The organism is Pseudovibrio sp. W64 (genome assembly GCF_001623145.1).
Lineage (GTDB): Bacteria > Pseudomonadota > Alphaproteobacteria > Rhizobiales > Stappiaceae > Pseudovibrio.
Genome location: NZ_LMCI01000043.1, coordinates 159,672 through 183,709, shown reverse-complemented (window position 1 = coordinate 183,709; position 24,038 = coordinate 159,672). Strand labels below are relative to the sequence as shown.

Genomic DNA, 24,038 nt, shown 5'->3' with positions numbered 1-24,038 from the left:
ATGGTTACCAAGGCTGACATGAGTGAAGAAGATCTGGACGCACGCCACGCTGAAAAGATGCGTAAGAAGAAGGCTGCGCGCGATAAGATCATGGCGACTAAGACCATCGAGAAGGGACTGCTGATCGTCCATACCGGCAAGGGGAAAGGCAAATCCACCGCCGGTTTCGGCATGATTTTCCGCAGCCTTGGTCACGGCCATAAAGTGGCTGTTGTACAGTTCGTGAAAGGCCGCCTGGAGACTGGTGAACGCATGGCATTGGATCGTTTCTCCGATCTCGTCACCATCAAACGCATGGGCGAAGGCTTTACATGGGAAACTCAGGACCGTCAGCGCGATATTACAGCTGCACACGCTGCCTGGGATGCTGCAAAGGAGTTGATCAGTTCTCGTGAACATAAGATGGTTTTGTTGGATGAGCTGAACATCGTGCTGCGTTATGAATACATTCCGCTTGAGGGTGTCGTAGCCTTCCTTCGTGATGAAAAACCTGATGATGTTCATGTGGTTATCACAGGTCGGAATGCGAAGGACGAGTTGATTGAGATTGCTGATCTTGTGACTGAGATGGGCCAGATCAAGCATCCGTTCCGCTCTGGTGTGAAGCCGCAGGAAGGCATTGAGTTTTAAGTTGTGACGTCATCTGTTTCGCAGAAAAGAAAGCCAGCCCTGATGATACAGGGCACTGGCTCTAACGTTGGTAAGAGCGTGCTTGTTGCCGGACTGGCGCGTGCTTTCACGCGGCGTGGTCTTTCCGTTCAGCCGTTCAAACCGCAGAACATGTCTAACAACGCTGCTGTCACGGCTGACGGTGGAGAGATTGGGCGCGCTCAAGCCTTACAGGCACGAGGCGCAAATGTTGCGTTGAGCGTGCATATGAACCCTGTGCTTTTGAAACCTGAAAGCGACAGTGGGTCTCAGGTGATTGTGCAGGGCAAACGGTTTGGTACGTTGCGCGGGGCGGAGTTTGGTCGGCAAAAAGGCACGCTTATCCAGTACGTTATGGAGAGTTTTGCTGAAGTTGAGTCAATGGCTGATCTGGTTCTGGTTGAGGGAGCCGGCTCACCGGCTGAGATCAATCTGCGCTCCGGTGACATTGCCAATATGGGCTTTGCCGAGGCAGCAGATGTACCGGTTGTACTGTGTGGAGATATTGATCGCGGCGGCGTCATTGCCTCGTTGGTCGGAACGCATGCTGTGCTGGAAAGTGGTGAAGTAAAACGCATAAAGTCGTTTTTAATCAATAAGTTTAGGGGTGAACCCTCACTGTTTGATTCAGGTGTAACGGCTATTGAGGACAAAACCGGATGGCCCTGCAATGGCGTGGTGCCATGGTTTGCGCAAGTGATGGACCTGCCTGCGGAAGATGCGCTGGACCTGTCTGAGAGCACCAGTCGCGGTAAGTTGAAGGTTGTGGTTCCTGTCATCAGCCGAATTGCGAATTTTGATGATCTTGACCCACTTCGCATGGAAGCGGATGTTTCGCTGGAGTTTGTGCTCCCGGGTGAGGTGCTGCCAGCTGATGCGGATGTGGTTTTGCTGCCGGGGACCAAGTCCACCATCGGTGATATTGCCTTCTTCCGCGCTCAGGGGTGGGACATTGATCTTTACGGTCATGTCCGCCGCGGTGGGCAAGTGCTGGGGATTTGTGGCGGCTACCAGATGCTTGGCAAAACTATCGCGGATCCTGAAGGCATTGAAGGTGATGCTGGCACCGTTGACGGGCTTGGTTTGCTGGATGTTGAAACGGTTTTGACAGCCCATAAGGAAACCACGGAGAAGACCGGGTTGCATGTCCCGAGTGGTGAGAGTGTCACAGGTTATGAGATCCATGTGGGGCGGACGTCTGGCCCGGATTGTGAACGTCCCTTTGTTGACCTTGGAGACCACGTGGATGGTGCGATCTCGAAAACCGGCCAGATTTCAGGGTGTTATATGCATGGCGTCTTTGGCTCAGATGCGTTTCGTGCAGCATTCCTGAAAGGGTTTGGGGCTGTTTCTCAATTGGGATACGAGCATCGTGTTGAACGAGCGCTGGATGCGCTGGCTGATCATCTGGAGCAGCATCTTGATCTGGATGCGCTTTGGGAAATTGCTCAAAGCCGCATTAGATAACTAAGATTGCTGCGATCAGGAGTGCTAGGAGGACGCTGGAAATTGCCATCAGTTTCAGCGCACAATCAATATCATCTGCATCCGCTATTTTGCGTCCTTCTGCGTTCATGAAGGGATCTTCAATACGGTATTCAGCATACTGCCGTGGGCCTGCTAGAGCTATTCCGAGCGCCCCTGCCATAGCAGCTTCGGGCCAGCCTGCGTTGGGTGAACGGTGTTTTTTTGCTTCCCTAAGGATGGTGGAGAGTGCTGTTTTATAAGCTCTGCCGGAAATGAGCGCTGCGAGCACGATCAGCAGACCGGACAGGCGAGAGGCTGGTAGATTGATCAAGTCGTCAAACCGTGCTGAGGCCCAGCCAAAGTCCTCATAGGTTTCGTTTTTATGGCCGATCATGCTGTCAGCTGTGTTGACGGCTTTGTAAATGAACAGCCCAGGCAGGCCCAAAACGGCAAACCAGAAGATGGGCGCGACCACACCATCTGAAAAGTTCTCCGAGCATGATTCTATGGCTGCTCTGCTGACGCCAGCTTCATCCAGATATTCAGGATTACGGCCAACGATCATGGAGACTTGCTTGCGGGCCTCGATAAGGCCGGAGTTTCGCAGGGCATCTCGCACTCTTGCCACGTGTTGGTAGAGGCTTTTTTGCGCAATCAAGATCATACCGATCAGCGCGACCAGAATGCTACCAAATGGCAAAAAATCGAGCAGATACTGGAGTACCAATCCAGCAAAACCAGCACTGCTGATCAACAACGCAAGCGTTAGAATACCATTGGTTTTGCGAGCGGAGCGTTCGTATTCCGGTTTGTTGTAGGTGTGATCCATATAGGAGATCACTTTGCCAATCAGAGTGACTGGATGTGGCAGTCTGGACCACAGCCATTCCGGATCACCAATCACGGCGTCAAGACAAATGGCAAGCAGAACGATCCAGAGCATGTTTTCAAAGAGCAGCATGGTTTTCGACCGTCTGTACTGCGTTCTTGAATGCTAGCATGAACCGCCGCCGGGCGGATTTAGATGCAGGCAAACCAAGGCGCAACCAGCTTTCGCTGTAATCGAACACACGTGTCCAGATTTTCTCTGTCGCCAGTGCTGCGTGGAGCTGGTGAGCAGAAGGATGATCAATCAACAGATAGAGATTGGTTTGGCCTACGACTGATATATCTAGTTCCTGAAATGTAGCCCTGAAGATGTCCATTTCCGTTTTCAAAAACGCACGCATTTCTTCTTGCCAGTTCAGGTCCGACAGAGCGGTGCAGCCAACGTCCAATGCGGGGCCGGAGACCGCCCAACTGCCCAACTGGTTCTGTAGTTTCGTTGTGATTGCTTTGGGACCAACAAGAAAGCCGAGGCGCAAGCCTGCGAGGCCGAAGAATTTGCCGAAGCTGCGCAGGACCAGAATTGGAAGCTCATCAAGCTCAGGAATGATCGAGGTTTCTGGATAAAGATCCATGTAGGCTTCGTCGATGATCAGATAGCCGCCGCTTTCTTTTCTCTTAACTGCAAGTTCCAGAAGTTCGGTTTTTGAGAGAAGATGACCATCCGGATTATTTGGGTTCACAAGCAAGAGGTGATCAGTCGTAGCGGTGTGGGCTTCTTGAGCGGAAATGCATTGGACGGTCGCACCTGCGGCTCTCCAGCTTTCTTCGTGGGAAGCATAGGTTGGACCGACAATTGCGATTGAAGAACTGGCGCCTAGTAGCTGCGGAAGTGCGCTGATGATCGCCTGAGTGCCAGGTGTTGCTGTGATGCCTGAGTGCGGTGCGACATGATAAGCCTTTCGTGCAACTTCAATCAGCGCGACTTCGGCTCTTTCGCTTGGCAGCTCTGCCAGACCGCGGAACGTGATGTGTTCTGCTGCTGGATAGACAACGGGATTGATGCCGGTGGAAAGGTCCAGCCAGTCGCTGATCTCGCCGCCAAACTCAGCAATTGCCTTTGAAAGATCGCCACCATGTTGCATTGGTCTAACCCCGCTTCAAAACTTGATCCTGTTTTAGCGGGGCGACTGTGTGATTGCCATGAAATGCAGTGGTATTCTGCGTGTTTCAACAGATGTTCGGCGCAGAGAATGCAACAGGCTCATACCCATCAACGCGATTGACCTTGTTGATGTCTCCGCCAGCCCATTCCAGAACTTTTGGGTCCATTGTTTTGAACCACAGTGAGGGGATGGCCGCCAGTGCGAAGCAGCCGGGATATCCGCTGGGAAGGCTGGGTAAGTCCGGGAAATTTCGCAGGGTTTGATAGGGGCGCAGCGGGTTGGCGTGGTGGTCTGAATGGCGCTGCAGGTGGAATGTGCTCAGGTTTGAGAAGATGTGGTTTGTGTTCCATGAGTGGCGTGGCTGGCAGCGCTCGTATTTGCCATTCTTGTCCTTCTGGCGCAGCAGGCCATAGTGTTCCACATAGTTTGCCTGCGTCAGGCCATACCAAGCAACCACGCTTTGAATCGCCAGTAATAACAGAACCTTCCAGCCAAACAGGGCGGTGCAAATGCCAAAGACAATCAAGGTGATGGCATAGCCTTGCAAGATATCGTTTTTCGCTGAGAAGGTGCTGAGGCCTTTCTTGTGCAAGCGTTCCTTTTCGTTTTGCCAGCCTCTGACGAACGCGCCGGGGATCTCGCGCCAAGCAAAGGCGTAGATGCTTTCTCCCATGCGGGAGCTGGCGGGATCTTCCGGCGTTGCCACATACACGTGGTGGCCGCGATTGTGCTCAATGCAAAAATGACCGTAGCCGACGACAGCAAGGGCAAACTTGGCCAGTAACTGATCTGTCTTGTTGGTTTTGTGGCCGAGCTCATGGGCAAGCATGATGGTGCCGGAGCCGAACAGGCCTTTGCCAAAGGCAAACAGAGCAATCAGCCAGAGAGGGAGGTCATAGGTGCCAACAAGCCATACGCCTGCAAAGAGGTTGATCCATGAATATGGGACCAGCCAGTGCACGAGCCGGCTGTAATAAGGGTCTTCCGCCATCTGGATCAACACATCATCAGGCGGATTATACGGGTCTTCGCCGATCAGGGCGTCCAGGCCAGGAATGACGATGAAGAAGTAAACGAGGGGAATGAACAGAGTTGCTGTGACGTGCGTGTAGGCATAAAGCGCGACTGTGATGAGTGTGACGCTGCTGCTGGCATAAGCAATCAGCCAGTAATATCGCTTTGCGTCCCTGAATGTTTTGAGTGTGCCCGTCTCATCTTGCGTTTTGAAAACCATCGCTCCCTCCCAGATGCTTGGTTTACCTAAGGGTAATCTAGCAGCTATTTAGGTCAAGTGAAACTCTGTTGTTTCGGGGTGTTTGTTCTGCATGCAACAACAAAGGGCTGCTTATTCGCTCATGAGGCAGGTTCTTTTTCTGTTTCCGGTGCGAGGATGCCTTCCATCGGCAAGGTTTTAACCCATGTTTTGTAACGCTTTTCCAGCTCGTCGTAGTTTTCTTCGCACCCTGTTCTGAAATCAGGGAAACTGGGGCCGCGTGTCCAGACGCCCCGTTCTGATCCCTTCAACATCCAGCCATTGCCGGAATGAAGGAAGAGCGTTGTGCTGAGGTTGAGGGCTTTGAACAGTTTGCGCGTAACCACGCCATGCTTTTGCAGCAGAATGTCAAGCTTTATGGCTTTGATTTTCCACGGTGTCAGCTTGATGGGAGAGGGCTTGCCAGCTTCAACAACTGGAATGATTTCAGGAAGTTCCAACCGTTCGATGGGATAAAACTCTTTAAAATTTCCTGCTGGAGACGCGCGATCTGGATTGGGGAGTTTGGGCCGGTACCAGCTGACCGTGCTTGGGCTTTTTGAGGTTTCGCTTTCAATCTCAATGATCTGCAGAGACAGTATGTTGCAAACCGGTTGAAAATCGAGATTGGAGCCCTTTGGGATCAGGATTACTCGGCAATCTGGTCCCGGTTTGTCGCTCTGATAGGCGGTTTCTGCTGATTGAGAGATGACTTTTGCATTGAGGCGCAACTTGGCTTCGATGCCAACCTGAAAGCCATCTTTTGTTCTGACAAGCAGAATGTCCCAGTTGCCCCACTCAGGATAAGCGACCCACTCTTCCGGGAGCTTATTGATGAAATGAGTGCACATGTGGCTTTCGGAGGCAAACTCTGCTTTGCGGCGTCTCTTCTTACGACGTGCAGGAGGTGAGCGTTTGGTTGGTTGATCAAGTGTATCGCTCATGGAAAGTTGCCCTTTAAATCCTCAGTGCTGCAATAGCCTGCCCAATGAGTTTAATTGGCAAATGACCACAGGAATACGTAGAGTGTCTGTTACTGCACAGGTTCTGGCGAATTTTGCCAGAAGAGTAGGGGCTGGTGTGTTGCGAATTTTAAAAAGTCCTATCTGGGCACTAGATGCCTTGATGGGGCAAAAGTCATTTAAGAAGAATCCGATTATAGGAAGTCGCTGGTTAAATGAGCGTGGGTTTTATCTGAAGCGTGTGGCGTGGGCCGAGAAGATGGCTGATCTGCGTCGTCGTCAGATGGTTCACTTTCTGCCAGATGAAGATAAAGCGTTTTTTCACCGCAATGGATATGTGGTGAAAGAGAATTTTCTCTCCAAGGACGTTTTTGCGCAAATTCAGGGTGAGATTGCAACGAAATCGTTTGCAGCAAGCGAAATGCGGCAAGGGAAAACGGTGACACGTTTCATCGGTTTGCCACCTTCAGTGCTGAAAGACTTGCCTGGCCTGAGCAGGGCAGTGCATGATCCGTTTTTGCAAAATGCCATGCGCTATGTGGGGTCATACAATGCGGATCCCATTATGTTTTTGCATGCTGTTTTGTGGGATTTGGACAAGAAGAAGAAAGACCCGCAGACTGATTTTCACATTGATACGTTCCATGCCACATCTAAAGCCTGGCTGTTTTTGCGTGATGTGGATGTTGCAGATGGGCCTTTTCATTATGTGCCGGGGTCTCATCGTTATACACCGGAACGGACTGCCTGGGAGTTTGAGCAGAGCTTGAATGCAGTTCAACATCCCGATGGTATGCACGCAGCGGGTTCATTTCGTGCAAGCGAGGATGATATCTTAAGGTTGGGGTATGGTGAGCCTATCAGTTTTGATGTGCCTGCAAACTCACTGGTGATTGCTGATACGCATGGGTTCCATCGCCGCGGGATTGCAACGCGTCCGGGTGTTCGTGTTGGACTGTTCGCAGATTTGCGCCGTTCGCCTTACTTTCCGTGGTCTGGGTTAGACCTGCGCTCGTTGCCGGGCGTGAAGGGGCGGCAGTCAGAGATTTATACTGGCTATCTGAATTTCAGGAGTAAGCTGACAGGCAAACCGAGCCATCATCGGGAGGTTGGCCGCGTAAAAATAGACGCGCCTCCGGTGTTGTAAAACGTGAGACATGACTGATCGCAAGACGCAATTCTTCTGCGCCAGAGATAGGCAATAGCTAATAATATCAATGGGGGAGAAGGAAAATGGAGGCCTCTGCCGAAGCGATTTATATTTGAATAATCATATTGTTAGTTGGTAGGTGAGGGAAAGTCTAAGGACTAAAAATCAAAGACTTAGCAAATTGGTTTCCCTCACTTTTTTAGCAGTTTTGAAGAGCCTGTTTGGCTCAGTCTTTTTGCGTTTGCTTTTCGCGTATAGATTTCGGCGGTGCTTAGTTTCTCCCAGCCGAACATGCTCAGTAGTTCATGAGCGGTTGCGCCTTGTTCGGCAGCCAGAACGGCATCAGCTTTTCTGATTCCGTGAGCAGAGCAATGAGGAAGATTTGCTTGATTGCACCAAGTGCTGAAGCGGTTCCCAAGACTTTTTATGGAGTACTGTTTTCCCCACTGTGTCTGGACGAACGTTGCCTGTTCATCGAGATCTTTGATAGCCAATGCTAGTGGCGGGAGTACCGGCATATCAATCACCTTCGAGGTGTTGTTCTCATTCTTTTTGGTTGCAATCTTAAAGTGAAGCAAGCCTGTTTCGCGATCAGTGTAGAGATGTTTTGGTCCAAGTCGAGAAACGTCGGATATGCGCAAGCCGGTGTAGCGTAAAACTGTGAAGCACAGGTGGGCTTTTGAACCTGGGCTATGGTGAGCAGCAAACTGGTCCATCTCATCTTGTGTCCAGGTATGATGGCCGGTCGTGTTTGACTTGAACTTCTTGACCCCATGGACGGGGTTGGTTTCTGCAAGTTCAGCTTCTCCGCAAGCCCACTCGAAAAGGGCTGATAGAGCTTTCACACGGTGGTTTGCTGCTTCAGGAGTACCGGCTTTTTGATCGCGCAGTTTAGTGACGTGTGCTTTGGTTAGTCCGCGATAGTCCATATCTCGCAAAGCAGACGCAGAGGCGCTCAAGCACGTTTCGTCGCCAATAACGGTGAGCACTCGGCGTTTTTGGTCTACTGTTGACTTTGCAAAGGTGGGTCCTACTCGACTGAGATACTCCTCTGCCAGCCAGCCGAATGTTCCTTTTACCTTTCGAATAGTCTTCTTCGGCTTATCTTTTGCCAGGGGTGCAGGCTTTGTTAACCCAAGCTGAGCGCGGGCGATCTCATCAAAAAAAGCTTGTGTTCCGGGCTCTTCTCTAAGGCGGATTCTGCGTGACTGTCGGTCTTTGCGAAAGTACCTGCGAATTTTTCCGTGTCGATCTCGTTCGGTATGAACGCCTTTGAACTTTGTTGTGCTCATGGTTACACGAAGTCGCTTGGTAGGTTGCTGTTTGTTGTTGCTGATTGGTTGGAATGCGGGAGCTCATCGAAAGCTCTGTCCAGCTCTCGGATATCCCAGACTTTTCTGGTGTTCATCATTTTAGGATCAGGCATCAAACGTTTTGCAACCAGCTCATCGAAAAGACTTGCGCTTATGCCAATGTACTTGGCGGCATCCACTCTACCTAAACCGCGAGGCGGGAAGTTCAACGGATTGGTTTTGCCATCTAACATTTATCACCTCATTGGTTTCAGGTTGAGATTGCGATGAGTAGTTTCTCAAGCAGGTTGGATGTGCGGTCGCGTAGGGCTTCCGGCATATGCTCGTTGACTTGCTCAGCAAGCTCAGAGGGAGCGTTAACAGCAACGGCGGTGAGTAGCTCTGCTAAGGCTTCCGGTTTGGTTGTCAGTGTAATGCCGATATGAATTGGGTTGACTTCTGTTTCCAATCTCATTGCTGTGCCTCTTTGAGCTTAGGTTGCGACCAGTGTTGAGAAGGGTGGGTAGCGGCTCAGGTGCGCCTTTCCTGAGCCGCTCATGCCGAGGCGACGCTTTCGCGCTTGGGAGGAGTAACCTCGGCAATGCTAATGGGCGTGGGTGACGTGCTGGAATGTTGCCAGCTTGCCCTCCTCTTCAGTGAGGAGGTTGCTGGCGGGTGTTTGGGGTAGCCAGCCTTTGTTGTTGCAATGGTCGCAATTTGTGCGAGGGAGCGTGCAGGTGCAGTAATCCTCTACGCAGTCGCAACGGTTTGCATCGTTGCCAGAGCAGGAGGGGCACGGGGTTTTGTCGGCTGTGCCGGTTTGGGCTTCCAGCATGTTCGCCACCATCTCAAAGACCTCGCTGCAAACTGCCTCCAGGTCGATAAGTTTCAAGACGTGGTCGCGGTGGAACTTGTTGCAGGCTGCTTCTGCTTCTTCGAATGTGCTGTGTGGTTTGTTGTCTGAAGAATAGATGCCGTTGGAGCGCTGGAAGTATGCAAGCCAATCGGTTTTCCCGTTATACCAGTCCCTGCGCACGATCATGTAGAGCATAAGAGGTGGCTTTGAGTAGAACTCGGAGGTCTTAAAGTAAGGATCGTGAGACGGGCGAGACTGCCGTTCTGACCAGCGAAGAGGGTAGATAAACTCCTCAATGATCCGCTTGAATGCAGGCATAGAGTAGCCAGCGGTTCTGGCTGTTTCTTTGATGGTCTCGACTGCTGACGCTGTGGCTTTAGGTGCTAAGACTGGCATGGTTAGCTCCGTGTTTCTTCGTCGCGTTCTTGGTAGGCGAGAATGATCTTCGCAGCGTGCCAAGAGAGGTCCATTTGATTGCTCAGGGTGAGTTCGTCGAAAGGCACTTGGTTGCTCGTAGACTGAGTTTCCCAAAAAGCTTTCGAAGCAGTCTTCAGGGCAGACGGATTGAGGTCTTCAATTGGGAGAGAGCCGGTTCCGTTGCAGCGTTCGCACTCGCTTAATGCAAGGTGGAAATAGTCATCGCGTCCGGTTCCAACGCAGCTAGGGCACTTCATTGCTCGTTCTCCTGCTCTAGGGCTGTTCCATAGCGAGCCGGCTCCATTCCGAACCAGTAGAGCTGCCTCATGCGGAGGGTGTTTACAGTGAAGATGAGGGGAAGGAAGGTCATGCTGCTTCCTCCATTGCGATGAGTTCGTGAAAGGTCCGGCTGGCGGAAAGATTGAAGAGTTCTGCTTGCATGTTAAAGGCTCAACTGTTGGGACCAATCAGGAAAGAGCTGTTCCAGCTCTGCGTAGTTCGCTTCAAAGCCGTTCCGAAAATCGGGGAAGGTTCCGGTCTTCTGCCAGTGTCCTCGGGTGGAGCCTCGTTCCATCCAATTCTTGCCCGCGTAAATAAATAGCGTCGGGCTCAACTCCAGTTCTTTGAAGGTTTTGCGGGTCACAAATCCGTTCTTTTCGAGCAGAATGGAAAGTTTGATCGCTTTGATCTTCCAATCTGTGAGGCGAGTAGGGCAGGGTTTGCCAGCTTCTACAGTTGGAACAATCTCAGGCAATGGCATTCTGGAAAGAGGAAAGAACTCAGGAAAATACGTGAAATTGTATTGATCAAGAACGGGGAGCGATGGCGAGAACCATTCGTCGTATTTGGGGCTCTTCACTTCGTCGCGCACTTCGATGATTTGCAGATTGAGTAGTCCGCAAATGAAGGCCAGATCGTTTCTGTGGCCCTCGGGAATGAGGATCGCACGGCAATCTGGTCCCGGCTTGGTGATCTCATAGGCGCGTTCTGCAGCTTGAGTGACGACCTTGGCGTTTAAGCGCAGCTTGGCTTCTATGCCGATTTGAAAGCCATCGCAGTCGCGGACCAAAACAATGTCCCAATTGTTCCATTCCGGGTAAGCGGTCCAGCCTTCCGGCAAGTTCTTTAGGAACACTGAGCACATCTCGGCTTCAGTCTGGAATTTCGCTTTACGTTTCATAGGCGCATGAACCTTCTAGCGTTCGTTTAGGACGTCAAAAGAGGAAAGCTGGGTGCTGATGAACTCAGAGGAGATGCTCTGTTTTGCCTCGATTACTGTTTCATCAAGGGCGGGGGCGAGGAGCAGCAGCACTATGGCGAAGACCACCAGAACGGATAGCTTCGCGGCCTCGTTCACGTGGAACAGGATCTCGCGGCAGAGATTACTAGATACGACTTTCTCAATGCTATTCATGGGACTGTTCCTCGTGATTGAGGGGAGCGAAGAGGTGAGGTATTGGAGGCCCTAAAGAGTGCCTGCTGGAGTTGCGGTTTCCATTTGCTGAAGCATCTTCACCAGCGCGATATCGGCGTTGGTGAGTGTTTCGTGCATGGCGAGGATGCGAGCGCTGATCGCGCGGCGATCCTGCGGGGTCTCTTTGACCATGAAGCTCAAGTCAGAGAGGAACGTGCAGAGGTCTCTATGAGCGTCCTTCGTCTGGGTGAGCGCTTCTTCACCCACTTGCTGTACGGTTTTGGAGGGTGCTTGAGCTGGGCTCTGTTTAGTCGCAGGGAATTGAATGATTGTGGCGCTATGCATCGAAATACTCCCTTTTGGAGATAGAGAGACAGAGCAGGGCCCTCTCTCTCTATTTTGTGTTAGGCGGTGGTGTCTTCATCTTCCTTTGAGAGTGTCTCGGCGAACTGGTTCACCAAGATCTCTTCTGCAACGTTTGAGACGATTGCCTTCCCTGCACGCAAAGCGAGAGTTGCTTTATCTGTGTCAGACACCGCGGCGCTTTTGATCTGGCTGGTCAGGTTGTCAATTCCAGGTTGTAGATCGTCGCGTGTGTCCCGCACCTTTTTGTCATCAATCTGAGATGTCATCTCGTTCACCCTCTGCGATAAATAAATCTGAAACTGCTGCTACTGCTTGCTGAGGTTGGTTGTTGCTATCGATGTAGAGAACGACCACAGCACTAAGGGCTGCATCTCGTTGCACAATACCGATGTTGCATCGGCCTAAGTCTTCAGGCGGGCTCCTTCGAAAACGGACTAATGAGCCAGCTGGAAGTCGAGACAGTTTTCTTCGATGTTCACGAAGAAGCTTAATTGCTTCAAATTCGGTCATGATATTCAAATCCACACAGTCAGTGTAAAAAATATGCTCTGAGTATACGCTGTTGTCAATGCGTATGGCATAAATATTATGCTCTGCGTCCGAAAAATGAATTTAGGACACGAGTCAAACTATGTTGATTGTTAGATTTAAGGGGTAATTTCGTTAGGTTTTATGTGGATATCTGCATCCAATTGCTCTTTGGGTATTTGGAGGTACCAATATGGTGGCGCGTTTAGTGCTCTATCAGGCAGCTGCTAAGCTGATTTCTGAGTTTGAGAAAAACGGCTTTGAGATTGTTCAGGGGGAATCGTTTGCCGCTGCTGAAGAAGCTTTGCCCGAGGCTAAGGGCGGGCTTACACCGCATTTTGCATATTCTCTCAACGCACAGAGTAAAGAGAATGTTGCATGGCTAGGCCTGAGGTTAGTTGGTGAGAAGCATTTATGTGGGTTTGCGGCAATTAGGCTAGAGCCGCTGCAAGGGTTGGCGTTGTCGGAATTCTTGGCCACTTATTGGCGATTGCGATATGTTGATGTTGATGGCAATCCTGTACAGGTGACGAATGTTCAGCCTGAGATCGCGAAGCGTATTTCGGGGCAGGTTGGATACCTGGGCGATCTTTGGATAAGGCCAGATCTCAGGAAGCGGGGGTACGCGCGCAGATTGATGGAGTTCGCGCAGATTATGGCTTTTGATCTTTGGCGACTTGATTGGATTTATTGCTGGATGCGTCCCGCTGATTTCTTGAATGGAAATGGAGCGCGCTGGGGATGGTTGGTGGGTCAGTCAGATGGCATTCGCTTTGAGGTGCCGTCTCGAGACTTTCCAAAGGGGTTGGCGTTTTGTGCAAACCCTTCATACGCTCTGAATCAGTTGATTAGTGATATAGCGCGAGATGATTGATCAGGTAGCTCTTTCGTGAAAACTACAAGTTGCGAAATTCCTGCTCGTGAATGTACGGGCAGGATTAGTCTGCAATACTCGCGATAGTTATTGTCGGAAAGGTTTGCGCCGATCAGGTCAAAAATTGGCTTGTTTGACTGGTGGGCATTCCAATAACTGCTTGCCACCAATTGCCGATATGTCAGTGACATCGCCTTTCTGGCTCTGGTTGGGTGTTGAGCCCAGTCCGCCCCGAACACGTGACGTGCGAAGCTGTCGTTGCCTATCATTAGAATGTCAGGGCTGTCGCTGGGGGTGGCAGGTGGCGCCATGAGTAGTACTTTGCGTGCGTAATCGATGAACTCGGGTGAGAGGTGCCCATTGGATTTATTCCAGATGTGCAAAAGCTGTGCACCCGTTGTGCTCAACTCTTCGAGTATGAGTGCAGTAGCGGGGCGCCTCTTGGTGTACTCAAGCAACTTCCTGCTCCTGTTTCTGTTGTGTGTACGCCAGAACCAGCGCGGGGCGAAAGGCGTTGATTACTTCTTTTTGCTGCTTTTCGCTTAGTAAATCGATGTAGGGGCAATCGTAAAGATTAACACACATCATCTTAAGTGGTGTGATTAGGTCGTACTTTTCGGCGGTCTTAATAAGGTCCAAAACTTCCTCTTTGTGTGAGAAGGTTGGACGATGCCAGATCAGTGATAGTGCGCTTTCGTTGTCCATATGGTCTCTCTTTAGGTACTTATGGTTAGAGCGCGTAGCGAAACTTTAGGACAGTATCCTTCAGTTAAAAAATATCACTTATCAGTCTTTTTCTTCTTTGCAGCGTTATAAATATTTTCAACTATAATAGATAAATCTCTAATGCTACCCCTGCCATCAAGAATTTGCTCTTCAAGTCTTATTCCTTCTTCAAAAGACTTTAAGAATAACTCTAAGTCAAGCTTATCCGTTTGCGGTCTGTCAGAATTGTTCGCCATTTCACCCAGCAGGCTGTGTGTTAGGTCATCAGCGTCTGGTTTTGCATCATCGGGTGATCGGCCTTCTCCATACAAAAGGAACTGGGGAGATGTTTTGAAGCGGCGGGCATAGTGAGCGGCCTCTTCATGACCGAATGCCCTAGAGCCGTTCTCGTGGCTTGAGTAGGTGCTAACGTTGACGCCAAGAGACTTGGCGGCTGCTGTAGCTGTTTTGAAGCCTGCATTGAAGCGGGCTGTTCTAAGTCTTTCGTGTGGTTCCATAGCTCCACAGTGCCAATCGGCTTTATGCATTGGGTGTTGACTTTGGACTATGCATCTGGCATTGAAAATACACGTGTCGAGTAAATATTATACCCACGGGATTTTATAGCGATGCTAGAGCCTACCGAAATTCGAATGAAAGCTAAGCTTACTCAGTTGGAGATGGCGCGTGCGCTTGGATGCTCTCAAAGTTGCATCTCTCGCGTTGAACGGGATGGTTTCTCTGAGAAAACTGCCGTTCTTGAAAGGTCTTATCAGCTTTTCATGTTGGAGCAACAGCAAGTCACTGAAGATGAAAACCTTCCTACTGCCAAGAGGTGATTGGTAGAAGTTGGCTGTATTGAGAGATGGTTCCCTCAATGCAGCCAATCTCGTCACGCAGCGCATTGTTTGGGGGAGGTGGTGTAGTGTTCAAATCTGATAAACGTCGTGTAACTTTTGCACATTATGTTGCGAGAGGTTGCTGCATGACCTTTCCTCATAATCTGTTGGCAGAGCAAAACCCAGTCAACAAATCAAAATTGACTAAGCTAGTTCTTCTTCTAGGCGAGGTTTGCAACCACTTTGCTTCTAGCGGAGGTATCGAATCTGACGGAGGTATTGATAGCAAACTTCTTCCACGACTTTGCAGTCATCGTCGTTGGTGCGATCGCCATATTTCAAGTTTCTGGCATAATGTTCAAATTGTCCTACAGCAGATTTTCTTTGCTCAGGTGTTAGGCTTTCAAGCACTTTGCACAGTAAGACAAATAGAACTTCATTATGTGCTCTCTGTTCTAAATTCTCTTCTGGATGTACTTCAATTACGGCTTCTTCGAATACTTCATCACTCATGCTGGCTGTTCCTTTCCTCGGGTTGCCAGTGTGCGCAGAGAGCTTTGCTATGTTGGCGCATCCGGCAAGGCTCTCTGCATCTTTACGCGATGCCGATTGCAACACGCATTCACCTGAACGTCGATCTACGGAATTCCTCGGGAGGGTTGCTGCATGAGCTCTCCTAAGAACTCACGAGCGGTTATGGCGTCTCGAGTGGAGCCTGAGAAGTTTGGTGACTATTTCCCTACGCCACCATGGGCAACGCGTGCTCTGTGCGAATTGCTTTTGCACCTCAAGCGAGTGGGAGAGGCGGGTTGGGAGCCGTTGAAGGTTTGGGAATGTGCTTGCGGTGGTGGGCATATGGCGATCCCGCTCCGAGAATACTTTGATCTGGTTTGGGCGTCCGATCTGTTCAATCGCGGGTTTGGCGATGCACATGGGGAGTTTTGGGACTTCCTGACAGTGCTCCCTGAGTGGCAATTCCCTAACGGAACCTTTGATTGGATTGTCACCAATCCGCCCTTTGGCATGTTGGCTCAGCAGTTCGTGGAACGTGCATTAGCCCATAAGCCCAAGCGAGGCGTTGCTGTGCTTGTTCCATTGAGGTGGCTGGAGACAATCGAGCGTGTTGCAACACTGTTTCTTGCTCATCCACCTGCAATCGTGGCGGTTTTTGCTGAAAGGGTGCCGATCCATAAGGGGCGATATGATCCCAAAGGGTCCACTGCAACGGCGTATTGCTGGATCATTTTTCGGACAGACCAAGAGGCAAGCTCTACCCAGCTCATCTGGGTGCCTCCCGGCTCCAAAGGGCAATTTTCAAAGCTAAATGACCTAGAACTGGCTACTGGCCCTGAACTTCAGGATCAACCTGGCCCTTTGTTTTCTCTCCCTGAAACAATGGAGGCTTGCAGTGCGTGAATTTCGAAACATTGAAGAGTGGCGGCGCGAGTTTTCGCAATACCACATGGAATCCGGCACCTGCTTGGTGCTGCATACGCTGAGCCTGTTTGTCGGCGGTGTTGGTGAGGTTTTTACGGTGCCTGTTAGCGATCTGGCAGAGCGGGCCAACTTGAGCAAACCGGTGGTGACCAAGCACCTTAAGAGGGCACAACAGGCTGGCTGGGTCGGAGTGCGGCGCTACGATGCTGCGGGCGCAAAACTTAGGCGAAATGACTACATGCTCAAGTCTCCTGAAATGGAAGTGGAGGGCTGGACATGAGCGGAGACCGAAAGGCATGGAATTGGCGGCAAGCCTTCTGCCAGTCTGAACTTCCGGCGACTACAAAGCATGTGCTGCAAACCTTGAGCATGTTCATGAACACGTTGGGGGAGAGCTGCTATCCGTCAATTGAAGATTTGATGGAGTATAGCGGTCTGAGCAAGCGGGCAGTTCTCAACCATATCGAGACGGCTCGGGCAGCTGGTTGGATCAAAGTCAGCCAGCATGGTTTCAGAGGGCAAAGATGGAAGCGCCATGAGTACGTGGCGCGGTGGCCTGAGCGTGATTTAGTTGCGCCCAGCTTATCTGAGCGGATGGTCAAATCTACCGAGTTTGAGGAGGAAGGCGGTGCACCAGATGCACCAGCTCACTCAAAAAAGGTGGTGCACGAGGTGCATGAAGGTGGTGCACCTGATGCACCTAAGGCGGTGCACGACGTGCACCAAGATAAGAACAGTCCATTTAACAATCCAATACCAGTCCAGAAGAGAGAGGGCGCGTGTAAGAGCGAGAATGTAAAAAATGACAATAAGGGCAAAGTCACTCGTGAAACGTGGGTTCGAAGGCTGAAAAAGGTTCATGCTGGCTGGTCTACAGGGGCAGGCGACAGTGTGGAAGCTGCTGAGCGGCTGTGGTTTGGACTGACTGAGGAAGAACGCAATCAAGCTGCAAAGCTGGCGAAATCTTACGAGAAACACATCAGGGATTTAGGTCGCACCAAGATTTGCTCTTTGCTGACTTATCTCAAGGAAAAGCGGTGGGAGCTGCTGCCCAAAGGCTCTGGAAATGAGGGCGGTGAGGTGCAGGTTGTCAAGCCCTATGGCAAGCTTTGGGGCGTTTATCGGTTTTCTGAGTTGCTCAAACCGCCCCTTGCGCCTGAGCACTTTCCGAAACCACCTTCGATAATCCAAGGGCGACTAACGGCTGGGGGAGATATCGAGAAGCAAGAGAAGCTGGACCGGTTGTCGAAATACGGTTGGCGCTCGGTTGTTCTCATGCATCAAGCTGCCGAACGGAAGCGAAGTGGCGGAACTGTCCCGAATGAGCTGTCTTCGTTGGGTGATGAGTTTGAAGTTGTGAAGGTTGGTAGCGAGATCTGGCAGGCTTGGAAGTGGCTTCACCAGGAGCGTGGCTGGCCTAGGTTTGCTCCTGATCATGCTCTGCCTGAGTGGGTCTGGATGCCGAGGCTTGTTGGTGATGAACACGAGACTTTGCTTGGGGCTGTGAAGGCGGCTCTTGAGAACTTTGAGGCAGCGCACAATCAAGTCACCAACACCACAACGGCAACTCAGGAGGCTGCTGAATGATGAAGACTGCTCCCAACGAGGAAAGACGAGCGCTTGAGCGCAACTATCAGTTCATGCGTTCGCTCATCAAAAGTAGCTCTCTTGAATGGGTTGTGGTTCGCACCAATCCGAACTGTGAGGATCGAGCTTTCGAAGGGATCAATGCGGTTGGCCTGACTGCCTATCTACCAATGATGACCGAGTGCCGGAGGTCGAAGACAAGGAAAAAGCAGTTCGCTGTGAGCTGCTTGATGTTCCCTCGTTATCTGTTTGTAGGTTTGGATGCGAATGCAGGCCACACCTGCGATTTAGTCCGAAAATGTGATGGTGTGGAAAAAATTCTTTCGGCAACTTTAGAGGGCGCTCCTCATCGTGTGCCGATGCGCGAGATGCTTCGAATAGTCGACACGGCATGTGAAGCTGAGGTTGGGCGAAAACTAGTTAAGGGTCAGCTCTTTAGTATTGGTGATAAGGTCATGCTTGTGGCTGGCGTTGGTGCTCAGTTGATAGGCGAGGTTCGCAGCTTCAGGCAAGGCGGTGAGTTGGTTCGAGTGGAGCTTGAGGCATTCGGTCGGGTGATGAATGCAACGGTACCAGTTGACAAAGTGTCGTTAGGTTAATCATGATACGCGTCAGGATGATCACGTGAATCTCTTGGGGCCTGAGCGGCTAGAACCCGCTACACCAAACAGAAGCGACCCAGACACGAGACCCAGTCAACATAAGACGCTGAGAAGCGGAGTTGGCGCGAAGAGTTTCTATGGAATTTCGATACGCATGCAGAGTGCGTCAAACTGGTTCGCTGAGAGGCGGGCCTTTTTTCTGTTTGAAGGCAGCTTCCTTTGCCACTCAAATCCATCACACCCCGCCTGAACACATTGGGCTCAACGCTGCGCAAAGCGCCGAAGGCGATTGATCCGTTCTACCTCACGGCTGAATGGAAGGCGCTCGCCAAGTACATCAAGCAGCTGCGCGGCTATGTCTGCGAGATGTGCGGCAAGGACTTCTCCAAGCTGCAACACAAGCTCATCGCTGACCACATCGTCGAGCGCAAGGATGGCGGCTCTGACCTCGATCCGGGCAACATCCAGTGCCTTTGCACGTGGTGCCACAATCGGAAGACTGCGCAGGCGCGACGGATGCGTTGCCAAGGCATTGATTTATAAAATGAATTTCAGTTTGAATGAGTTGCTCGGGAGCTGTTGAGCGCCTCTGAGGCGGCTGTGAGGGCTTTAGTGGTTGGGCTTCCAAGTCATTGATTTTAAAGAGAAAATGGGGGGGTAGGGTGAAAGTCCGGGGGCTGAATGGCCCTTACCCGCCCCATTATAACTGAGAGATTTTTTTTTGGCCGACTTCGATTTTGACCTGCTAGGCGATCCAATCCCGAAAGGGTTTGGAAAACGAGGGCGTCCACCTCATGTGGTGACAGACGAAAAGCGTAGACTTGTCATACAGTTACTGGCATTTGGGAAAACTCAGGATGAAATTGCAGCAGCTTTAGGGATCACAGCTCCCACTTTGCGCAAGAATTATTTTCGTCAGCTCAAGGTCAAGGATGATGCTCGGGCGAGAGTGGAAGCCAAGCTGCTGGGCAAGCTCATGGACATGGCTGAAGCCGGGAAAGTGTCAGCGATCAAAGAAATCTTTGCACGCCTAGAGCGCTCTGATCGCGACAAGCTTGCAGAGGCGATTGCCAATCGGGGAACAAGTGTTCCAGCTGCATCCGGGAAGGCGCTTGGCAAAAAAGAAGAACGCAAGAAAACAGCAGAAACCTATGACGGGAAGTTTGCACCTCCCCAAGCTCCCCAGCTGATCAACTGAAGAAAGATCTGTCTTGAAAGTTCAGCACTGGTCAACAGCCTGCGTGGATTGGGAACAACGGATTGTTCAAGGGAAATCTCTCATTCCCTTTGATCCGTTGTTCTCAGCAGAAGCAGAGGCGGCTTTGAATGTCTTCAAGTCGCTCAAAGTAGTTGATGTTCCGGGCATGCCGACATTTGGTGAGTGCTGTGATCAATGGGTGTTCGATTTTGTTGGTGCGATCTTTGGAGCTTATGACGCGGAACAAGGGCAGCGTTTGATCAGTGAGTTCCTTCTCCTGATCTCAAAGAAAAATGCCAAGTCCACCATTGCAGCCGGGATTATGGTGACGGCGCTCATTCGCAACTGGCGTCACCTCAATGAGTTGTTGCTGTTGGCTCCTACAATTGAGGTCGCCAACAACTGCTTTGATCCAGCTGCTGCGATGGTCTCCTACGATCCGGAACTCAAAAGCATCCTCAAAGTGATTTCGCACCAGCGAACAATCAGGCATGAGACCACAAACTCGAACCTCAAGATTGTGGCTGCTGACAGTGACACGCTTTCTGGCAAAAAAGCTGGTTTCGTTCTGGTTGATGAGCTGTGGTTGTTTGGCAAGAAGCCAAAGGCAGCAGCCATGCTGCAGGAGGCCACTGGCGGATTGATTGCGCGTCCTGAAGGGTTTGTTGTTTATCTGACTACGCATTCTGATGAGCCGCCAGCAGGGGTCTGGAAGAGTAAGCTTGAATATTACCGCGATGTGCGCGACGGGAAAATTCATGATCCTGAGCGGCTTGGAGTTCTCTATGAGTTCCCGAAAGCAATGCTCAAAAGCAAGGATTATCTGAAGCCGGAAAACTATTACATCACCAATCCCAATCTCGGGCGTTCCGTTCGTAAGAGCTGGCTGGAATCCAAACTTCGCGAAGCCATGGATGGCACTGGTGAAGAAGACAAGCAGAGCTTCCTTGCTAAGCACTTGAATGTGCCGATTGGCATGAACCTGCGAAGAGATCGGTGGGCCGGGGCTGATCATTGGCAGGCTGCTGAGTTCACTGTCATCCGCGATTTTGTTGAATTTTTGGATCGATGTGAAGTTGTGACTGCTGGTGTTGATGGCGGCGGTCTGGATGACCTTCTAGGGCTTTGTTTTATCGGGCGCGAAAAAGAGAGCGAGGCCGAGAAAAGCAGATGGCTGCTTTGGACCTGCGCGTGTTGCCACAAAAGTGCGCTGGAAAAACGCAAACAGATTGCAACGGCGCTCCAAGACTTTGAGAAGGATGGCGACCTGTTCATCTGTGAGAACATCGAAGACGATATTCCGATTGTTGCTGATTACATCGAGCAAGTTCTGGATCGTGGTCTTTTCCCAAAACAGGATGCAATCGGACTAGATCCAGTTGGGGTTGCGGCAATTGTTGATGAGCTGATGGAGCGGGAGGTCAAACAAGAGCAGCTTGTTGGTGTGCCTCAAGGCTACAAACTCTCAGGCGTAACCAAAGGCATGGCGCGAAAGCTAGCAGACAAATCTCTGGTTCATGGTGGCTCGCGGTTGATGGCTTGGTGTGTTTCTAACGCCAAAACCGAGAAACGCGGCAATGCCGACTACGTGACCAAGCAAGCCTCCGGTTCCATGAAGATTGATCCGCTCACAGCAGCGTTCAACGCGTTCGATCTTATGAGCCGCCATCCAGAAGCAGAAGGCAATGGCCTGGATGATTTCCTCAGCAATCCGGTGATGGTTATATGATCAGATTTTTAAAGGCAGCAGCTCGCGGCATTAAGCAGGAGCTACGAGCAGGCGAGTCTGGATGGATCAACCTCAATGGGGGAGATGCATGGACTGGGGGCGGTCATTCTTCTGCGGCTGGCAAAACCGTGAATGCGTCCTCTGCTCTGGCGTTTTCTGCTGTTTGGGATTGTGTTCGCAAGACTTCACAGGTGATCTCAACACTGCCTCTTGCTCTTTATGAAAAGGGTGCTGAAAACAGCAGGGTGAAGATTGAAGAGGACCTGTCCGAGATCCTTAGTAAGAGCCCCAACCCTGAGCAAACTGCGGTTGAGTTCTGGGAAGGTATGACGGCGCATGCAACCTTGCGCGGCAATGCATGTGCGGAAAAGCTCTTTGTGGGACCAAGGCTGGTTGGGCTGCGCCCTCTGCTCAATGCCACACCCAAACGCAATCAAGATGGCAAGCTGGAATACAGCGTCTATGACCGGGGCAAACACAGCACATTGCCCGCTGATAAAGTGTTCCATCTGCGCGGGTTTGGGGCTGGTGATGGTTTGGGCATGTCAGCCATCAAGTATGGGGCGAACTCAATTGGTGCTGCTTTGGCTGCTGATGAAACAGCGGGCAGTGTTTTTTCAAATGCAATGATGGCTGCAGGCGTATTGAGTTCCGAGCAAAAGCTCAACGAGACGCAGCGCGGGCAACTTCAGGCGATCCTCACCAAATTCTCAGGTTCTCGCAAGGCAGGTAAAATTCTGACGCTTGAAGCTGGGCTTTCTTACAAGCAGCTCCAGATGAACCCTGAGGATGCGCAGCTTTTGGAAACCCGGCGCTTTGGCGTTGAAGATGTTTGCAGATGGTTTGGGGTTCCGCCGATTGTGATTGGTCATTCATCTGATGGCCAGACCATGTGGGGCAGTGGTGTTGAGGCGGTGATGTTGTCCTGGCTCTCGCTTGGTATCAATCCGCTACTTATCAAAAACGAAGCTCGTATCCTGAAAGATCTCATTCCCGTTGAAAAGCGTGGGCGTTGGTACGTGGAATATAACCGCGAAGCCATGTTGCAAATGGACAGCAAGGCCAAAGGTGACTTTCTCCTCAAAATGCGAATGGGCGGCTTCATGTCTGGTGATGAGGGACGCGACAAGCTCAATCTGCCACGGCGCGGTGGCAACAGTGATGAGCTGGTGGTTCAAACCTCTATGGGACTGGTCGACTTGCTAGGAAAGGAAGACAAATGAGCATCCGCAATTTGCCAAATGTCCCGGTGTTGGCTGGGAAAGGTCTTCAAAGTGCGATTGCTGAAAGCGTACAGCAGCGCTGGAATCCCGATATCAAGGCAGCAGCTGGTGAGGATGGCGAAAACACCATTTCCATCCTCGATCCAATTGGCGAGAGCTGGATGTATGATGGGGTGACTGCCAAGCGAATTTCAGCGGTGCTGCGCAACATTGGTGAGAAGGATGTGGTCGTCTCGATCAACTCTCCCGGCGGCGACTTCTTCGAAGGGTTGGCGATCTACAATCTGCTGCGTGAGCACAAGGCAAAGGTAACTGTGAAGGTGCTGGGGTTAGCAGCATCAGCGGCTTCTGTCATTGCGATGGCGGCAGATGAAATCCAGATCGGGCGAGCGGCGTTCTTGATGATCCATAACACATGGGTTTGTGCATGCGGTGATCGCCATGCGTTCCTTGAGGTTGCCGATTGGCTAAAGCCGTTTGATGATGCGGCAGTCAGCATCTATCACGCACGCACCAAGATCTCGGAAAAAGAGCTGAGCAATCAGCTCGACAAAGAGACCTGGATCAATGGTGAGAGTGCAGTTGAGCAAGGGTTTGCAGATGCGCTTCTTCCAAGTGATGAAGTTGAGCAGGCTCCAAGCCAAGCTTCCGATAAGCCCTCACCAAATGCTGCGCAGAAGGAGCTTGATATCCTCCTTGCGCGTCTCAACGTACCAAAATCAAAACGTCGCTCACTTTGTGCGGCTTTGAAAGGGAGCACGTCTGGCGCTGCTCCATCCGGCAAGTCTGGCGCTGCCGTTCGAGCAGGAGTGCAAAGCCTCCTCGATAAATTGGATTCCATGTAAATCGGAGAACATTCATGAGAACGAAATCACTCATGCCCGCCATTTGCTTGGCGGCACTTGCTCTTGCTCGCCCTGATGCTGTTGTCGGGTCGGTACGCAATGACAACATGACGACAGAAGACCTGCTGAAAAAAGTTAGTCAGCAGCTGGATGATGTGACTGATAACGTTAAGGGCACGGCGGAAGAAGCTCTGAAGCAAGCGAAGCGCTCTGGCGAGGTTTCGCAGGAAACCAAAGATAAGGCCGACAAGCTTTTGACTGAGCAGACAGCTTTGAGCAACTCGGTCACTGAGTTGAAAAATGCTCTGGAAGGCATCAAGAGTCAGGCGCTGGAAATCTCGCAGCAAGTGGCTGAGGGGATCGGCGGCGGTGGCTCTACTCCGGTGATGACACTTGGTCAGGCATTCGTGGCAGAAGATGACCGGATCAAGGCGTTTGCCGATGGTGGTGCACGAGGTAATTTGCGCATTACTGTCTCGAATGCAATCACCACTGCGGCTGGTTCTGCTGGTGGATTGATCTACCATGAAGAGGAACGTGATCCGATCCGCATGCCACGGCGTCGCTTGCTTATCCGGGATTTGCTGACCAAGGGCAAAACCAGTTCTGATCTGGTGAAGTACCGAAAGCAGACAGTGCGTGACAGTAAGGCGGCG

The 24,038-nt window shown here is 51.2% G+C and carries 30 protein-coding genes and 1 pseudogene; 15 read left to right on the top strand and 16 right to left on the bottom strand.

The features are described from left to right. Both cobO and PsW64_RS24905 read left to right on the top strand, forming a co-directional pair. The gene (gene cobO / locus PsW64_RS24910) at window positions 1-630 is read left to right on the top strand and encodes a cob(I)yrinic acid a,c-diamide adenosyltransferase (protein WP_063305369.1); all 630 of its coding nucleotides are present in this window, start codon (window positions 1-3) and stop codon (window positions 628-630) included. 42 nt (window positions 631-672) lie between these two features. Beyond that, window positions 673-2,115 (top strand): cobyric acid synthase, encoded by a 1,443-nt coding sequence (locus tag PsW64_RS24905; protein WP_063289151.1) that lies wholly within the window; start codon window positions 673-675, stop codon window positions 2,113-2,115. Here PsW64_RS24905 and cbiB read toward each other — a convergent pair. The 4 genes from cbiB to PsW64_RS24885 all read right to left on the bottom strand — a co-directional run bounded on the left by cbiB (window position 2,108) and on the right by PsW64_RS24885 (window position 6,302). Beyond that, entirely contained in the window at window positions 2,108-3,076 is a 969-nt protein-coding gene (cbiB, locus tag PsW64_RS24900; protein ID WP_063305368.1) for an adenosylcobinamide-phosphate synthase CbiB, read from the bottom strand. The genes PsW64_RS24905 and cbiB overlap by 8 nt on opposite strands. After that, window positions 3,063-4,085 carry a threonine-phosphate decarboxylase CobD gene (gene cobD, locus PsW64_RS24895; RefSeq protein WP_063305367.1) on the bottom strand — a complete coding sequence of 341 codons (1,023 nt, stop codon included), beginning with the start codon at window positions 4,083-4,085 and terminating at the stop codon, window positions 3,063-3,065. The genes cbiB and cobD overlap by 14 nt, the downstream gene beginning before the upstream one ends. A gap of 85 nt (window positions 4,086-4,170) precedes the next feature. After that, window positions 4,171-5,340, bottom strand: coding sequence for an alkane 1-monooxygenase (locus tag PsW64_RS24890; RefSeq protein ID WP_063305366.1), 1,170 nt, complete (start codon window positions 5,338-5,340; stop codon window positions 4,171-4,173). A gap of 119 nt (window positions 5,341-5,459) precedes the next feature. Continuing rightward, window positions 5,460-6,302 carry a hypothetical protein gene (locus tag PsW64_RS24885; RefSeq protein WP_063305365.1) on the bottom strand — a complete coding sequence of 281 codons (843 nt, stop codon included), beginning with the start codon at window positions 6,300-6,302 and terminating at the stop codon, window positions 5,460-5,462. An 82-nt stretch (window positions 6,303-6,384) separates the two neighbouring features. Here PsW64_RS24885 and PsW64_RS24880 point away from each other — a divergent pair, with 82 nt between their 5' ends. After that, entirely contained in the window at window positions 6,385-7,467 is a 1,083-nt protein-coding gene (locus tag PsW64_RS24880) for a phytanoyl-CoA dioxygenase family protein (protein WP_208981012.1), read from the top strand. 194 nt (window positions 7,468-7,661) lie between these two features. Here the strand turns inward: PsW64_RS24880 and PsW64_RS24875 are convergent, their stop codons facing one another. The 9 genes from PsW64_RS24875 to PsW64_RS28070 all read right to left on the bottom strand — a co-directional run bounded on the left by PsW64_RS24875 (window position 7,662) and on the right by PsW64_RS28070 (window position 12,081). Beyond that, complete coding sequence (locus tag PsW64_RS24875) at window positions 7,662-8,762, bottom strand: site-specific integrase (RefSeq protein WP_063305364.1); 1,101 nt, start codon at window positions 8,760-8,762, stop codon at window positions 7,662-7,664. Window positions 8,763-8,764: 2 nt separating this feature from the next. Next, window positions 8,765-9,016: a hypothetical protein gene (locus PsW64_RS24870; RefSeq protein WP_063289144.1), complete on the bottom strand. Its 252-nt coding sequence runs from the start codon at window positions 9,014-9,016 to the stop codon at window positions 8,765-8,767. 17 nt (window positions 9,017-9,033) lie between these two features. Further along, the gene (locus PsW64_RS24865; RefSeq protein ID WP_063305363.1) at window positions 9,034-9,237 is read right to left on the bottom strand and encodes a hypothetical protein; all 204 of its coding nucleotides are present in this window, start codon (window positions 9,235-9,237) and stop codon (window positions 9,034-9,036) included. Window positions 9,238-9,366: 129 nt separating this feature from the next. Beyond that, a complete protein-coding gene (locus PsW64_RS24860; RefSeq protein ID WP_063305362.1) occupies window positions 9,367-10,014 on the bottom strand; it encodes a hypothetical protein in 648 nt (215 codons plus the stop codon). A gap of 2 nt (window positions 10,015-10,016) precedes the next feature. Next, entirely contained in the window at window positions 10,017-10,292 is a 276-nt protein-coding gene (locus tag PsW64_RS24855; protein WP_063305361.1) for a hypothetical protein, read from the bottom strand. A gap of 185 nt (window positions 10,293-10,477) precedes the next feature. Then, on the bottom strand, window positions 10,478-11,215 hold the full coding sequence (locus tag PsW64_RS24850) for a hypothetical protein (RefSeq protein ID WP_063290962.1): 738 nt from the start codon (window positions 11,213-11,215) through the stop codon (window positions 10,478-10,480). 15 nt (window positions 11,216-11,230) lie between these two features. Further along, entirely contained in the window at window positions 11,231-11,449 is a 219-nt protein-coding gene (locus PsW64_RS24845; protein WP_063305360.1) for a hypothetical protein, read from the bottom strand. Window positions 11,450-11,500: 51 nt separating this feature from the next. Next, on the bottom strand, window positions 11,501-11,794 hold the full coding sequence (locus PsW64_RS24840) for a hypothetical protein (RefSeq protein WP_057464812.1): 294 nt from the start codon (window positions 11,792-11,794) through the stop codon (window positions 11,501-11,503). Between the two features lie 59 nt (window positions 11,795-11,853). After that, window positions 11,854-12,081: a hypothetical protein gene (locus PsW64_RS28070; protein WP_208981011.1), complete on the bottom strand. Its 228-nt coding sequence runs from the start codon at window positions 12,079-12,081 to the stop codon at window positions 11,854-11,856. A 455-nt stretch (window positions 12,082-12,536) separates the two neighbouring features. On the opposite strand from PsW64_RS28070, the gene PsW64_RS24830 reads away from it, so the two are divergent. After that, window positions 12,537-13,217, top strand: coding sequence for a GNAT family N-acetyltransferase (locus tag PsW64_RS24830; RefSeq protein ID WP_063305359.1), 681 nt, complete (start codon window positions 12,537-12,539; stop codon window positions 13,215-13,217). 450 nt (window positions 13,218-13,667) lie between these two features. Here the strand turns inward: PsW64_RS24830 and PsW64_RS24820 are convergent, their stop codons facing one another. Next, window positions 13,668-13,922, bottom strand: a complete 255-nt coding sequence (locus PsW64_RS24820; protein WP_057464815.1) for a hypothetical protein — start codon at window positions 13,920-13,922, stop codon at window positions 13,668-13,670. Window positions 13,923-13,996: 74 nt separating this feature from the next. Continuing rightward, a complete protein-coding gene (locus PsW64_RS24815; protein ID WP_153040930.1) occupies window positions 13,997-14,440 on the bottom strand; it encodes a helix-turn-helix domain-containing protein in 444 nt (147 codons plus the stop codon). A 111-nt stretch (window positions 14,441-14,551) separates the two neighbouring features. Between PsW64_RS24815 and PsW64_RS28490 the strand changes: the two genes are divergently transcribed. Further along, window positions 14,552-14,761: a helix-turn-helix domain-containing protein gene (locus PsW64_RS28490; protein WP_153040929.1), complete on the top strand. Its 210-nt coding sequence runs from the start codon at window positions 14,552-14,554 to the stop codon at window positions 14,759-14,761. A 249-nt stretch (window positions 14,762-15,010) separates the two neighbouring features. On the opposite strand, the gene PsW64_RS24805 is transcribed toward PsW64_RS28490, so the two are convergent. Further along, a complete protein-coding gene (locus PsW64_RS24805; RefSeq protein WP_153040928.1) occupies window positions 15,011-15,274 on the bottom strand; it encodes a hypothetical protein in 264 nt (87 codons plus the stop codon). Window positions 15,275-15,427: 153 nt separating this feature from the next. Here PsW64_RS24805 and PsW64_RS24800 point away from each other — a divergent pair, with 153 nt between their 5' ends. The 10 genes and pseudogenes from PsW64_RS24800 to PsW64_RS28060 all read left to right on the top strand — a co-directional run. Then, window positions 15,428-16,177, top strand: a complete 750-nt coding sequence (locus PsW64_RS24800) for a class I SAM-dependent methyltransferase (RefSeq protein ID WP_063319065.1) — start codon at window positions 15,428-15,430, stop codon at window positions 16,175-16,177. Next, the gene (locus tag PsW64_RS24795; RefSeq protein WP_152986794.1) at window positions 16,170-16,478 is read left to right on the top strand and encodes a winged helix-turn-helix transcriptional regulator; all 309 of its coding nucleotides are present in this window, start codon (window positions 16,170-16,172) and stop codon (window positions 16,476-16,478) included. Before PsW64_RS24800 ends, PsW64_RS24795 begins: the two co-directional genes overlap by 8 nt. Beyond that, entirely contained in the window at window positions 16,475-17,785 is a 1,311-nt protein-coding gene (locus tag PsW64_RS24790) for a helix-turn-helix domain-containing protein (protein WP_063305355.1), read from the top strand. Before PsW64_RS24795 ends, PsW64_RS24790 begins: the two co-directional genes overlap by 4 nt. Beyond that, on the top strand, window positions 17,782-18,384 hold the full coding sequence (locus tag PsW64_RS24785) for a transcription termination/antitermination NusG family protein (RefSeq protein WP_063305354.1): 603 nt from the start codon (window positions 17,782-17,784) through the stop codon (window positions 18,382-18,384). The genes PsW64_RS24790 and PsW64_RS24785 overlap by 4 nt, the downstream gene beginning before the upstream one ends. Before the next feature lie 222 nt (window positions 18,385-18,606). Beyond that, complete coding sequence (locus PsW64_RS28290; RefSeq protein WP_082831211.1) at window positions 18,607-18,930, top strand: HNH endonuclease; 324 nt, start codon at window positions 18,607-18,609, stop codon at window positions 18,928-18,930. 178 nt (window positions 18,931-19,108) lie between these two features. Further along, window positions 19,109-19,585 (top strand): hypothetical protein, encoded by a 477-nt coding sequence (locus tag PsW64_RS24775; protein WP_063305352.1) that lies wholly within the window; start codon window positions 19,109-19,111, stop codon window positions 19,583-19,585. 13 nt (window positions 19,586-19,598) lie between these two features. Then, the gene (locus PsW64_RS24770) at window positions 19,599-21,314 is read left to right on the top strand and encodes a terminase large subunit (RefSeq protein WP_063305351.1); all 1,716 of its coding nucleotides are present in this window, start codon (window positions 19,599-19,601) and stop codon (window positions 21,312-21,314) included. Further along, a complete protein-coding gene (locus tag PsW64_RS24765; RefSeq protein ID WP_063305350.1) occupies window positions 21,311-22,537 on the top strand; it encodes a phage portal protein in 1,227 nt (408 codons plus the stop codon). Before PsW64_RS24770 ends, PsW64_RS24765 begins: the two co-directional genes overlap by 4 nt. After that, window positions 22,534-23,382 carry a head maturation protease, ClpP-related gene (locus tag PsW64_RS24760; protein ID WP_063305349.1) on the top strand — a complete coding sequence of 283 codons (849 nt, stop codon included), beginning with the start codon at window positions 22,534-22,536 and terminating at the stop codon, window positions 23,380-23,382. The genes PsW64_RS24765 and PsW64_RS24760 overlap by 4 nt, the downstream gene beginning before the upstream one ends. A 14-nt stretch (window positions 23,383-23,396) precedes the next feature. Next, window positions 23,397-24,038 (top strand): annotated as a pseudogene (locus PsW64_RS28060) (phage major capsid protein); the annotation flags it as partial.